Consider the following 11,378-nt stretch of genomic DNA (forward strand, 5'->3'; position numbering starts at 1 on the left):
CTGAACAACCAATGACATCAAATTGATATTGCTGCTTCAGAATTATCAGCTAGCCTTATCGGCCAGGACGCTTGAAGCTCACAGTCCCGATAACCGGCCACTCACGCTGCTCCTCTTTCATGGAAGAAGACATGACCAGCCCAGGTGTCACCTCGAGTGTGCGACACCCCTTCTTCGCCCTGACAGCCCTTCCCCAGCCTTCGCTGACAGTAGATCTCTTTCGCCCGCACAAGCGCACAGCAGTGCGCAGGTACAGGCGCGGTCGACACCCACAACCTGGTTTCCATAGAGAGAGGCGACATCATGAAGTCATCGCAGCTTGCGCATACTCCTGTTCCTGTCCCCGTTCCCCCATCCGAAGTGGTCCTCCATCTTCCCAAGGACCAGTACCTGCACATCGGCGCACCCACCGAATGGTGGTGGCATACCGGCACGCTCAAGGCGGGCGGGCGTGTCTTCGGCTTTGAGATCAACACGGCGGCGTTCTACCCGCTGGGCTTCTTCCAGGTGATGCTGACGGATGTAGAGAACCAGAAGCACTATCAACTGACGTCCTTGATTCCGGGTATCAAGGATTGGGCGGAAAGCGACCCGAGCAAGGACTGGTGGGTGAAGCAGACAGGCCTTGACGGCGTGTCGTATGTGACGATGAAAGCACCACAGGCTGATCCGACAAAAAACATGCAGATAGAAGCCGTGATGGTGGACACGGACACCAAGACGGTCGTGAAGTTTTCGTTGAAGATGTCACAGGAAGGGCGCCCGCTGTTTGTATGGGGCCATGGTGTGCTGGACTACCCGGAAAAACCGGGCGGCCTGAAGCAGAACAACTACTACTACTCGCTGACGCGGATACACACGGAGGGGACACTGACCGTCGGCGACGATGTGTTTGCAGTAGAGGGGCTTACGTGGATGGACCACGAGTATGGCAACTTCGGAGACGCTGCCCACCCGGCCCTGTGGTTCCTGCAGACCATGCAGTTGGACAACGGAGTGCACATCTCGCACTACACGACCTTCAGCAAGGGTGCTCCTGCGCCAAAGCTCGATGTGCCGGTGCCGAGCAAGGCAACGATCGAGTTCCCCGACGGGACCACCTACTTCCAGACCGATTGCACGATGACGCCGACCGGAAAGACCTGGACCGGTCCGACCGGTGTGGTGTTCTTCATGGAGTTCAAGGTAGAGATTCCATCGTTCGATGCCGTGCTCCATGTCGTCAGCCTGGTGGATGCGCAAGACTTTCCCTTCCCCACGCTTCCTGGCAGCAAGCCCAGTGATACCTATGAAGGCGTGGCCAAGGCCAGCGGGACCTTCAAAGGCAAGCCGGTGCAGGGCACGGCCTGGAACGAGCAACAGTCGTAGGGGGATGGCCCCGGTGTCTTTTTCCAAACATCGGGGCTGGCCTCGCTTGCGCCTGCAAGAAGGATCTGTCACTTTTTTACTAGCTATCAGCTTATTAAGTCTCCCCCTCGCCCCAATATTACCTGGGGACTTGAACCTAACGAGAGGCTCATAGCATCCACACATCTAGTCGGAATCCAGACTAACATCCACAACGTTCCCAGGCGTGAGGCTGGCGGCCCACTTTATGCTTTCCTGCCAAGTGTCAGCGACCGCGACAAGCGTTCTCAGCCTCTCAGCCCATTGGAGTAGTGGCGTCTTCATATCTTTTTCTACGTAGCCACCTTTCTTTAGTTGATTCGTATTCCATTGTGCTTCATTTGCCATATGGAAAACCAAATTCGTCGCACGCCGCAACCTAGCAGCAAGCATCGATATTTTTTCATTATCCTTATCTGTGTACGGCTCATCTGCAAACCCGTACTTCCAGAATCGAAGAATATTAAAGTTCTTTATCAACTCCGACTGATTTTCCAACAAATATACACACACCTTTCCCGCCTCTTCGGGAAACACTGTCCTGCCTACATTTGTCCTGACCCATTTTTTTGCATCACTCATCAGTTTGGTGAACACTTCATTATCCACCAAAATTCCATCTATTAGATTCACTTGCTCTTGGTATCGAGGCTGCGAAACGGTTGAAGGCATACCACCCCCTGACGTTGAAGATGTATAAGATTCTCGACAAATACGAGCTAATGGCTACATAACCCGCGCCAGCGAGCAGTGTAGTACACATCTCGCCAATTTGCTTTACGCTGCTCCAGAGATGGTTGGAGAGGAAGCAATATCAGGATTTCTTGGAGCCTGCGTTATTCATCGAATACGGGCACCACCAGATGAAAGACACAGAGCAAAATAAACAATATTCCAAAATACTGGGGAAGTTTGAACCAGCGCCGCAGGGCTATCGGAACAGGTTCAAGCTCCTGTTCGGTGAGTAATCCTCGTCGTATGTAAAGCTTTGGAAACATGAAGAATGAGCCGACAAAGTACACTCGCATGATTCGACTGTCATAGGAGTTACCACCCCACCAGCGGTGATGACCGATCATCGTCGCGTTATCCTTAAAATATGCTTCGGCCACATCCAGTTTGGTTTTGGCGAGATAGGCTAAAAGTCCCGTACCAAAGAAGGTAGAAAACAAGAATAGAACATCAGCCACGAACCTCAACGTCTCCATCAGTACGCCCTTTCATAAATAAAATTACCGAAACGTTCTCCCAGTCCTCCACCGATGATCCCGCCGGTATAGCCACCGGCAGCGCCACCAATAATCCCGCAACTCAAAGCGCCCCATCCTCCCGAGACGACACCGAGTCCAAAGACGCATACAACTCCCACGGCATGGGCTCCAAGCCTTCCTCCGAAGTGAGACCCTATAATCCCTGTCGCCGCTTTACCTCCCTCCACATACCGCGCCTTCCTGCACTGATCCTCCCGCCCCGTCGAACATGCCTCCTGAATTTCCAATCCAGCAGCGCCCACGTCCAGCGCCATGCCCACATAGCCACCTTTGCCCAGGAAACGGGAGGTGCTGGCAATCTTGTTGATCCGTTGTGCATACCCGTCGATTTCCTGGCGATGCAGGTAGCTCCGGGTGGAAATGCCGAGCATCTTCTTGATCGACTTGTTGTGCCGCAGGCTGGTGCCGTAATGACCGACGCCCTGGAGTTGCATGTCCAGCTTCTGGAACAATGCCTGGCGCTTGGCGATGAACTCGGCCCTGGCCGAAGCGCCACCTTTCAGATGCTGCTGATGCAGCTTTTCGATTTGCTTCAAGGTGTCCTCAACCCCGGTCAAATGCCGTCCCCAGGCCGCAGTGGAACTGCCGATGCCAATCGAGCTGTAGCCCAGCAAGCCTTGCAACAAATCATAGTTGTTCAGGATCTCGACACCCGCTCTGGGGTCGAGACTCAGAGCCAGATCGACTTCCCGGGCCCGTGTCATCAACCAGGCCTCTTCAAAGGTGCAGGAGGCCGTGCTGTCGTCGGGCACGATCACCAGTTGCCCTGGGGTCACCATCGAGCGGCGCAGGTGACTATTGGTCGTGTCGAACTTGGTGAGCGCATGTGAGCCGCGCTGTATCAGCAGCTGGCTTTTTAGACTGGGGTAATGAGTGGTCTTTTCATTGATGAATCCGTGAGCCATGTTTCACATCCTTGATGTATGAAAAATGGCGCTAGATATAAAGGCAGATAAACACCAAAAGAAGAGCGATACCGCTGTTTGAGACAGTTCTTAGCCGACCACCAGAAACATCCTACACACTAGAAAAGTTAAGCTCCCGTAGGCTGCCAAGAATGGTAGCCAATCCTCCGTTAATATCCGCAAGGAGCTCTTTCGTGACTCATATTTTTCTGTCACAAACGGTCGCAAGAATCTCCAGCCTGAAGAAAATTCCAATTGACTCCGTGACGGCTGATGGCAACTTCCCTGTGTCCCCCATCAATCGCAACGAGCCGGCACTCTACTGCGTTCCCGATACAGAGTATGAGGCTATGATGGAGTTCTTGGAGGACATGGAACTGGTCGCTATCTGCCATGAACGTGAGAGCGCGCCAACCATAAAGATCTCCCTTGATGATCTATGAACCGGAACTCTGAAAAGAGGACAGTTTTCCAAGGGGGCGTGCCTGCTCGATCGCCATCAGATAACACCTGATCATTTCGTTGAGCGACACGCCACCCGATACAGGGTCAGGCCATTAAGCGCTGCTCAACGACCCGCAGCACATCACAACCATCTTGTAGCAACAGCGCGGCCACGCCAGAAATGCGCATCAAATCGATGCCGTCCGAATGATGAGTGCTCATGCACGACACGCTGTCCAACATATCCCGCGCAGACGTAATGCGTTGGGCCGCACAGGCCAGCAGATCATGCAGTGGGGCTTGTCTGTCAATGAAGAGGATGGTGTGTTCGGTGGGTTTGGATGAATCGAGAGGGGTGTAGTCCATTGAGTGAAGCTCCCGTTGATTGCGAAGAGCTGTTGCCATTCCGACCGGCCAAGGTCGTCGCGGGATTTGCCGCGAAGGCCAACCATAAGACGCTTGGGAGGGACCAGGCAACCAGAAATAGCGAAGCAGCAACCTTCAGCAACAATCGCTCAGCACCTAGAGTAAAGTGAGAGATAACATGCCCATAAAAAGCCAAGCCTTTCCGCTATGTCTCATAGATAAGCACTGGTTTGAGTCCCTACTGGCCAATCACCGCTTACTTAAGCAACCGAGTATCCAGCCCAAACCGCTCCTGCGACACAAGTCTGAACTGCTCAGCCGCCAAATCGCAGCTCACCAGCAAATTCCAGGAATGCCGAGTCACCGCCGAAGGGATCAGCACGAAGGGATGCTGCGCCAACAACTCATCAGCAAACTGTCGCTGATTGGGCGAGGGTAACGAAGGGACAAGCCAATTCGGGTTCGGCACATCTTCTGGCTGCACAACCTTGATAAGCGACGAATCCAGCACCTCAAAGCACGTCAGCACATGGGGCACCCTATCCAGTGCATCAAATCCCAAGTGGGCCGCAACTTCCAGAATAGCCGTGGACGGGTCCGACGACGCATAAATCACCCGGCGGCCGGGTGGGTTCCATCGGCCACCGGATCGTTGCGCACCAATGCCACTGTCCCACGTGTCCTTGTAAATCTCGCGATCAAGGCGCCAAGCGTGCCACCGCCCGTCCCAGGGCAATGGATTCATTGGTAGACCCCGTGTTCAATCCGGGTCAGGTAATCCTCCACCACCTGGAAGCCAAGCGAGTTTTCGATCAGTTCCAGCGGGACGTTACCGTCCAGGTACTTGCAGGGTTTCTTCAGCCAATCCTCAGCCAACTGCTGGCTGCCAAACACGTTGGTGGCGTGCTCCAAGGTCTGGGCATACTGAAACGCAACCGTACTTTGTTGCTGGTTCAGGCGTACTGGCTTGGTCTCTTTCGCCAAACGCTGGACGGTCCTGACAGACTTCCCTGTAATGCGCTGAACCAGGCCGTGCTCCATGTACAGAGCGGATGTTGAAAGCATGTCCCTGACGTCACTCAGGTCAAAGCCTTCCTGCGTGTACCGGATGATCAGCATGCGCTCATCACCTTTGCGGCCGTGTAATAGCACCTCAGTAGGTTTTCTGGTGACGCTCGCTGTCCCGGGCACCCTCTCTGTTTTTCCTGTGGATTTAACGGTTGGCTTGTTAGCTGGCTTCGCTGCGGACATAGCGGTGACCTCCCTACGACATTTGGCACAATCATAGCGCCAAATGTCGCGATGCGAGCAGCTGAGTTTACCGGCCTCAGCGTCGCGCTCTTCAACTGCTTCCAGCGCGGCACCCAAGGAGAGTGCTTTCGCGCAATACAGCAGAAGGGAGAATGGGCAGCAACAATAAGGGTAGTGGAGCACTCGAAGCGCTCAAGCCAGCATTTGAAGCGAAACATTTCAAACGCCTGCTGCCCTTGCCAGCCCCGGCGATCAAACCCATTTCCTGATAAACTCCGCCCCATTCAGCCTCACGCCACTCAAGCCCGCGCCCTGCCCCATCCGCGCCGGCTGCGCCTACAGCGACAGACCTTCCATGCCTTTGAACGACGCTACACCTTCCCGCTCCGAGCCATCTCGACGCTTTAGCGTCGCCCCGATGATGGATTGGACTGACAGACATTGCCGATTCTTCCTACGCCTGCTCTCCAAGCACACCCTGCTCTACACCGAAATGGTCACCACCGGCGCCATCCTTCATGGCGACCATGAGCGGTTCCTGCGTCACAACGAAGCCGAGCACCCACTGGCCCTGCAACTGGGCGGCAGCGTCCCTGCCGACCTGGCCGCCTGCGCCCGTATGGCCCAGGACGCCGGTTACGACGAAGTGAACCTCAACGTCGGCTGCCCCAGCGACCGCGTGCAGAACAATATGATCGGTGCCTGCCTGATGGGGCATCCCGAGCTGGTAGCTGATTGCGTGAAAGCCATGCGCGACGCAGTGTCGATTCCAGTCACAGTCAAACACCGTATCGGTATCAACGGCCGTGACAGCTACGCCGAACTCTGCGATTTCGTCGGCAAGGTGCAGGAAGCCGGTTGCCACAGTTTCACCGTGCATGCGCGAATCGCGATTCTGGAAGGCCTGTCGCCGAAGGAGAATCGGGATATTCCGCCACTGCGGTATGACGTGGCCGCCCAGTTGAAGCAGGACTTCCCGGCGCTGGAAATCATCCTCAACGGTGGGATCAAGACACTGGAGCAGTGCCACGAGCATTTGCAGACGTTTGATGGGGTGATGCTGGGCCGTGAGGCGTATCACAACCCGTATCTGCTGGCTGAGGTGGATCGGCAGTTGTTTGGCAGTGAGGCGCCGGTGATTTCACGGGCTGAGGCGCTGGTGCAGTTGCGGCCTTATGTGGCGGCGCATATTGCGGATGGTGGTGCGATGCACCATATCACCCGGCATGTGCTGGGGCTGGGTACCGGCTTTCCGGGAGCGCGGCGGTTTCGGCAGTTGTTGTCGGTGGATATTCACAAGGCCAAGGATCCGCTGGCATTGCTGGATCAGGCTGGGGAGTTGTTGGAGGGGCGGTAACGCGATCGGCTAGGGACCGCGTTATCGTTCTTCGCGGGCAAGCTCCGCTCCCACAGGGGACCGCGTAGGACCGTATTGTCGTTTATCGCCGGTTCAAGCCGGCTCTAGGTTCGAGATAAGCGCAAAAAGGGCGGCACCTGGGAAGGTGTCGCCCTTTTTTGTACGCGCGTGGCGTCAATCGGTCAGGAACGCTCCAGCGCATTCACCAGGTCGTGAAAGGCTTCGCGGTTCGAGTCGTTCAGGCCCATCAGGATCTTGTGCGCTTCCAGCACCTTGACCCGCACCACCTCTTCCGACTGGTCCTGCGATGGCAGGTCGGTCAGGCAATCCGTGCACGGGATCGGATGGTTGACGATGTTGAAGACCTGGTCGAAACCCATGGACTGCAACAACCGGGTGATGTCGTCGTGGGTGGTGACCACGGTCGGCAACAAGCCCACCTTCTGCCGCGACAGGATCGACAGTTTGGCCAGCAAACCCAGCGTGGTGCTGTCGATGCTGCGGGTTTCCGTCAGGTCGATCACGATCGCCGAGAAGTTCAGCGCCGTGAAGATCCTTTCAATTGTTGCATCCAACGCTGAACAGAGGGTCAGGCGAACTTCACCGACAAACTTCAGAACGAAGGTGCCATCCTGCTCGGCGAACTGGATTCTACCGGTACTCATCAAATGTTCCTGCTCAACACTAACAGGGCGATATCATCCGGCATCTCCCCTAGCGTGGCCAATCCAAAGACCTGGCGCAAGCCATCCAGGCTGCCCCCGGCTGTTTTTACCAGTTCAGGTAAAGCAGCCTCTTTCTCTTTGAGTGTATCTTGCTTCAAAAGGTCCAGAATGCCATCAGACATCAGCGTCAAGCTGAACGCCGGCGGCAACTCCAGGATGTGATCTTCATAGGTGGCCTCGTTGAACAAGCCCACCGGCAAACCACGCCCTTCCAGGTAACGAACGCTGTCCGGGGTGTAGAGCACCGGCAACGGCAAATGCCCGCCAATGCTGTAGGTCAGCAAGCCGGTTTCTTCATCGATCACGCCGCCGACCATGGTCACGTGCTTGCCCAGCTTGCAGTTGATCAGGCCGCGGTTGATATGACCCAGCACTTGCGACGGGGTGAACTCCGGCAAGGTGCCGTTGCGCTTGGATTCGAACAGCAGGCGCGTGGTCATGAATTTCAGCAGCACGGTGACAAACGCCGACGACGCGCCATGGCCGGACACGTCCGCCAGGTAGAACGCCACGCGGCGCTCATCGACGCGGAAGTAGTCGACGAAATCGCCCGACAGGTACAACGACGGAATGATCTGGTGCGCGAACTGGAAGTCGTCGATGCTCCACGGGCTGGTCGGCAGCATGTTCATCTGCACCTGGCGACCGGCGTTCTGGTCTTCCTGGAGCAGGTGCAGGCTGGCTTCGAGCTCGCGGTTGGCGGTTTCCAGCTTCTCGCGGTAGCGCTGGTTCTCCAGCAGCAGGCGCGCACGATCCAGCGCCCGGCGCACGGAGTGCTCCAGGACGGCGAGGTCCTCAAGGGGCTTGATCAGGTAGTCGGCAGCGCCCAGGCGCAACGCTTCGACAGCGTCGTTCATGACGCCCGCGCCGGACACCACGATAACGGGCGTCTGCGGCGACAGGTCGGTCACCTGACGAATCAGCTCGAGGCCGCCCATCTGGGGCATGCGCAGGTCGCAGATCACCAGATCAGGCTTGGACTGCTCGAATACCTCAAGACCCTGTAAGCCATTACCGGCCTGCAGGACGCTGAATCCGCTGTCTTCCAAGTAGGCCGCAAGGCTTGCACGCACTACTTCGTCGTCATCAATTATCAGCAGCGTGGCACTGGTTTTTTGCATGTGGGCAAACGGCGCCAGAATTAGGTTGGCGTAGACAGCAAGGCAACGTGCCCGACTCGTACTACTGGATTCGCTTTCTAGCCTCTCTGTCCCGAATCGGGTCGGACGATCACGTCCGGTGCATCGGTATCAGAGGTGCCCTTCTAAGGCGCAGACGGTACTCCCATCCGCCGGGCGTTTCAAGCTCATGCCGATGGTCGCTTGACGTCTTTACACCTCAAATCACCGGGAGTTATAAGAACAGTGCAAACCACAACGGAATCGAAGGACTGAAGTTATGAGCCGAACCGATCAGGACTATAGTGAAAAGCGTGATTACATCCGCATGCGCGTCGACGCCGACGTCACGTTGATCCACGCCGGACTGGAGATTTCCGCCACCTGCCTGGACCTCTCGAGCAGCGGCATGCAGATCGCCGCGCCACGGGCCTTCAAGGCCGGCGACCAGTTGCTGGTGCGTATTGACTCCGATCACCCGGCGCTCAAGGGCCTGGAGGCCGAGACGGAGGTGGTCTGGGTCCATGACGAGGGCGGCGGCCAGCGGCTGGGGTTGCAGATACTCAAGATGAATTGAGGACCGGCGGATACGAAAAAGGCGACCCCTTGAGGTCGCCTTTTTCATTTACCCGGTGAAAACTAGAAATCGTCTACAACCTTGCCGTCCTTGACCTTGAACTCGCGGTTCTGCAGGTAGGCGTTGCGGATGAAGATGTATTTGTCGCCGGTGATCAGCTTCTCGCTCGACAACAGGCTGGTGCGCACGTCGATGATGTCCGCGCCAAACGCGATGTTACGCGCCGGAATGTCGTTCATGTAGCGATAGGGTTCGGTGTAGGTGTCGATGTACAGCGAAGGCGCGTCACGCAAGGTGCTCGGGCCGAAGAACGGGATGACCACGTACGGACCGCTGCCCACGCCCCAGTGTCCCAGGGTCTGGCCGAAGTCTTCGTCGTTACGCTGCAGCCCCATTTTGGTGCCGACATCGAAGAAACCCGCAACCCCGAAGATGGTGTTGAAGAAGATCCGCGAGGTGTCCACGCCCGCCGCGTGCGGCTTGAGCTGCAACACGTCGTTGGCGAGGTTTTTCACGTCGCCCAGGTTGCGGAACATGTTGTGGATGCCGTCGACCACGAACTGCGGCGTCACCGCCTGGTAACCCTGGGCCAGTGGTTTCAGTGCGTAGGTGTCGAGCACATCGTTGAACTTGAAGATAGGGCGGTTGACGCTCTCCCACGGATCTTCGTCTGCCGCCTGTGCGGCAAATGGCACCAGCGCAACGCTGGCACACAGGGACAGTTGAGCTAGACGATTGATCCAGCGCATAAAAAGAACTCCTTGGATAAAACGGGGCTGAGCAACCGGGCCCTCGAAAAGCGGCCAGTATAAAGCGGATAACTTCGATTAGGCAGTCTGGTCGAGACAAGTCCTACAAAGATTTACAGATTCAGGGCGCGGGGTCCCCGTCATCCAACTGTCATGGCGGTGTCTTAACCTGCGGAGTCATTTCAGGGACGTTGCCATGCCATTACCCGCTGCCGTACCGCTGCCCGCGCCCACCGCCCTGCTCTTCGGCTTGACCGGTTGCCTGGTGGATTTCGGCGCCCGCGCCCGCCCTCACCTGGACCCGGGCGAGCACAACCACGCGACACCGGGTGCACTGGACGTCCTCCAAGGCCTACAGCAACGCGGTGTACCTTGTGTCTGGCTGGATGAATTGCCCCACACGATCAGCCAACCCCTCGCCGCAACCCTGCCGAGTTGGGTCAAGGCCTCCCTCACCCCCGCCAATTGCGCCCAATGGCCGGCGCCCAACGCCTGCTGGCATGCGCTGATGACCCTCGGCGTGGGCCAACTGGACGGCTGCGTGCTGGTCAGCGGCGAACCCCGCCTGCTGCAATCGGGCCTGAATGCCGGGCTCTGGACCATCGGCCTGGCTTCCTGCGGGCCCTTGTGCGGCCTGTCGCCCGTGGAATGGCAGGCGCTGCCGCAAAAGGAACGGGAGCGCAAACGCGGCAAGGCCACCGTCGAGCTGTTCGGCCTGGGCGTGCACTCGGTGATCGATCACCTGGGCGAACTGTCGACCTGCCTGGACGATATCGCCCTGCGCCGGCTCAAGGGCGAGAAGCCCTGACACGGCGATCTTGATCAAGGTCATGCAGGCCGCGCGCGAGTGGATTACTCTGACATCAGGTACAGACCTTTATCGCCACATGGCGGTCTATGTGCCAGAGATTATCCAAAGAGGAAGCACCACAATGCCTGCCCGCGAACTGCAAGACCAACTCAATACCCTGCGCGAGCAACTGGAGCAGAATCCACCTCTCTCACCGGAAGAGCGTGAACACCTGCACGTGCTGATGCAGCAGATCGACGCACAAATCAAACTGGAAACCTCCACCCAGGACGCCAACCTGGCGGATGGCGTCAACCTCGCCGTGGAGCGCTTCGAGCTCGAACACCCGGCCATCGCCGTGACCTTGCGCAGTATCGTGCAAACCCTGGGCAATATCGGTATCTGAACAGGGCTACGCACCAACCCGTCCCCTGCGAGA

At 57.1% G+C, this 11,378-nt stretch carries 15 protein-coding genes; 6 read left to right on the forward strand and 9 right to left on the reverse strand.

The window, feature by feature from the left end; genetic code table 11:
- Positions 1–303: 303 nt before the first annotated feature.
- Positions 304–1,368: a lipocalin-like domain-containing protein gene (locus CWE01_RS23345; RefSeq protein WP_100942906.1), complete on the forward strand. Its 1,065-nt coding sequence runs from the start codon at positions 304–306 to the stop codon at positions 1,366–1,368.
- Positions 1,369–1,533: 165 nt separating this feature from the next.
- Here CWE01_RS23345 and CWE01_RS23350 read toward each other — a convergent pair whose 3' ends face one another.
- From CWE01_RS23350 to CWE01_RS23360, 3 genes are all read right to left on the reverse strand, one after another.
- Entirely contained in the window at positions 1,534–1,995 is a 462-nt protein-coding gene (locus CWE01_RS23350) for a hypothetical protein (protein ID WP_100942907.1), read from the reverse strand.
- 227 nt (positions 1,996–2,222) lie between these two features.
- Positions 2,223–2,576, reverse strand: a complete 354-nt coding sequence (locus CWE01_RS23355) for a hypothetical protein (protein ID WP_157815263.1) — start codon at positions 2,574–2,576, stop codon at positions 2,223–2,225.
- A gap of 17 nt (positions 2,577–2,593) precedes the next feature.
- Complete coding sequence (locus tag CWE01_RS23360) at positions 2,594–3,562, reverse strand: hypothetical protein (protein WP_100942909.1); 969 nt, start codon at positions 3,560–3,562, stop codon at positions 2,594–2,596.
- A gap of 194 nt (positions 3,563–3,756) precedes the next feature.
- Here CWE01_RS23360 and CWE01_RS23365 point away from each other — a divergent pair, with 194 nt between their 5' ends.
- A complete protein-coding gene (locus CWE01_RS23365; RefSeq protein WP_100942910.1) occupies positions 3,757–4,005 on the forward strand; it encodes a plasmid stabilization protein in 249 nt (82 codons plus the stop codon).
- Between the two features lie 106 nt (positions 4,006–4,111).
- Here CWE01_RS23365 and CWE01_RS23370 read toward each other — a convergent pair whose 3' ends face one another.
- From CWE01_RS23370 to CWE01_RS23380, 3 genes are all read right to left on the reverse strand, one after another.
- A complete protein-coding gene (locus tag CWE01_RS23370) occupies positions 4,112–4,372 on the reverse strand; it encodes a hypothetical protein (RefSeq protein ID WP_100942911.1) in 261 nt (86 codons plus the stop codon).
- Positions 4,373–4,628: 256 nt separating this feature from the next.
- On the reverse strand, positions 4,629–5,117 hold the full coding sequence (locus tag CWE01_RS23375; RefSeq protein ID WP_100942912.1) for an RES family NAD+ phosphorylase: 489 nt from the start codon (positions 5,115–5,117) through the stop codon (positions 4,629–4,631).
- Positions 5,114–5,623 (reverse strand): antitoxin Xre/MbcA/ParS toxin-binding domain-containing protein, encoded by a 510-nt coding sequence (locus CWE01_RS23380; RefSeq protein WP_100942913.1) that lies wholly within the window; start codon positions 5,621–5,623, stop codon positions 5,114–5,116. The genes CWE01_RS23375 and CWE01_RS23380 overlap by 4 nt, the downstream gene beginning before the upstream one ends.
- A 355-nt stretch (positions 5,624–5,978) precedes the next feature.
- On the opposite strand from CWE01_RS23380, the gene dusA reads away from it, so the two are divergent.
- Positions 5,979–6,980: a tRNA dihydrouridine(20/20a) synthase DusA gene (dusA, locus tag CWE01_RS23385; protein WP_100942914.1), complete on the forward strand. Its 1,002-nt coding sequence runs from the start codon at positions 5,979–5,981 to the stop codon at positions 6,978–6,980.
- Between the two features lie 182 nt (positions 6,981–7,162).
- On the opposite strand, the gene rssC is transcribed toward dusA, so the two are convergent.
- Entirely contained in the window at positions 7,163–7,645 is a 483-nt protein-coding gene (rssC, locus tag CWE01_RS23390; protein ID WP_100942915.1) for an anti-sigma factor antagonist RssC, read from the reverse strand.
- Entirely contained in the window at positions 7,645–8,826 is a 1,182-nt protein-coding gene (gene rssB, locus CWE01_RS23395; RefSeq protein ID WP_100942916.1) for a two-component system response regulator RssB, read from the reverse strand. The genes rssC and rssB overlap by 1 nt, the downstream gene beginning before the upstream one ends.
- Before the next feature lie 277 nt (positions 8,827–9,103).
- On the opposite strand from rssB, the gene CWE01_RS23400 reads away from it, so the two are divergent.
- Positions 9,104–9,400: a PilZ domain-containing protein gene (locus CWE01_RS23400; protein ID WP_100942917.1), complete on the forward strand. Its 297-nt coding sequence runs from the start codon at positions 9,104–9,106 to the stop codon at positions 9,398–9,400.
- Positions 9,401–9,462: 62 nt separating this feature from the next.
- Here CWE01_RS23400 and CWE01_RS23405 read toward each other — a convergent pair whose 3' ends face one another.
- A complete protein-coding gene (locus tag CWE01_RS23405; protein ID WP_100942918.1) occupies positions 9,463–10,149 on the reverse strand; it encodes a VacJ family lipoprotein in 687 nt (228 codons plus the stop codon).
- Positions 10,150–10,345: 196 nt separating this feature from the next.
- Here CWE01_RS23405 and CWE01_RS23410 point away from each other — a divergent pair, with 196 nt between their 5' ends.
- A complete protein-coding gene (locus CWE01_RS23410) occupies positions 10,346–10,957 on the forward strand; it encodes a phosphatase (RefSeq protein ID WP_100942919.1) in 612 nt (203 codons plus the stop codon).
- Positions 10,958–11,081: 124 nt separating this feature from the next.
- Positions 11,082–11,345 (forward strand): DUF4404 family protein, encoded by a 264-nt coding sequence (locus CWE01_RS23415; RefSeq protein ID WP_100942920.1) that lies wholly within the window; start codon positions 11,082–11,084, stop codon positions 11,343–11,345.
- The last annotated feature ends 33 nt before the right edge of the window (positions 11,346–11,378 follow it).

The organism is Pseudomonas sp. QS1027 (genome assembly GCF_002814235.1).
Taxonomy (GTDB): Bacteria; Pseudomonadota; Gammaproteobacteria; order Pseudomonadales; family Pseudomonadaceae; genus Aquipseudomonas.

Bases quoted from the DNA above. Each gene is read 5' to 3' on its own strand.
- rssB (WP_100942916.1), bottom strand. From the start codon at position 8,826: ATGCAAAAAACCAGTGCCACGCTGCTGATAATTGATGACGACGAAGTA.
- CWE01_RS23360 (WP_100942909.1), bottom strand. From the start codon at position 3,562: ATGGCTCACGGATTCATCAATGAAAAGACCACTCATTACCCCAGTCTA.
- CWE01_RS23405 (WP_100942918.1), bottom strand. From the start codon at position 10,149: ATGCGCTGGATCAATCGTCTAGCTCAACTGTCCCTGTGTGCCAGCGTT.
- CWE01_RS23380 (WP_100942913.1), bottom strand. From the start codon at position 5,623: ATGTCCGCAGCGAAGCCAGCTAACAAGCCAACCGTTAAATCCACAGGA.
- CWE01_RS23370 (WP_100942911.1), bottom strand. From the start codon at position 4,372: ATGGACTACACCCCTCTCGATTCATCCAAACCCACCGAACACACCATC.
- dusA (WP_100942914.1), top strand. From the start codon at position 5,979: ATGCCTTTGAACGACGCTACACCTTCCCGCTCCGAGCCATCTCGACGC.
- CWE01_RS23345 (WP_100942906.1), top strand. From the start codon at position 304: ATGAAGTCATCGCAGCTTGCGCATACTCCTGTTCCTGTCCCCGTTCCC.
- CWE01_RS23410 (WP_100942919.1), top strand. From the start codon at position 10,346: ATGCCATTACCCGCTGCCGTACCGCTGCCCGCGCCCACCGCCCTGCTC.
- rssC (WP_100942915.1), bottom strand. From the start codon at position 7,645: ATGAGTACCGGTAGAATCCAGTTCGCCGAGCAGGATGGCACCTTCGTT.
- CWE01_RS23400 (WP_100942917.1), top strand. From the start codon at position 9,104: ATGAGCCGAACCGATCAGGACTATAGTGAAAAGCGTGATTACATCCGC.
- CWE01_RS23375 (WP_100942912.1), bottom strand. From the start codon at position 5,117: ATGAATCCATTGCCCTGGGACGGGCGGTGGCACGCTTGGCGCCTTGAT.
- CWE01_RS23415 (WP_100942920.1), top strand. From the start codon at position 11,082: ATGCCTGCCCGCGAACTGCAAGACCAACTCAATACCCTGCGCGAGCAA.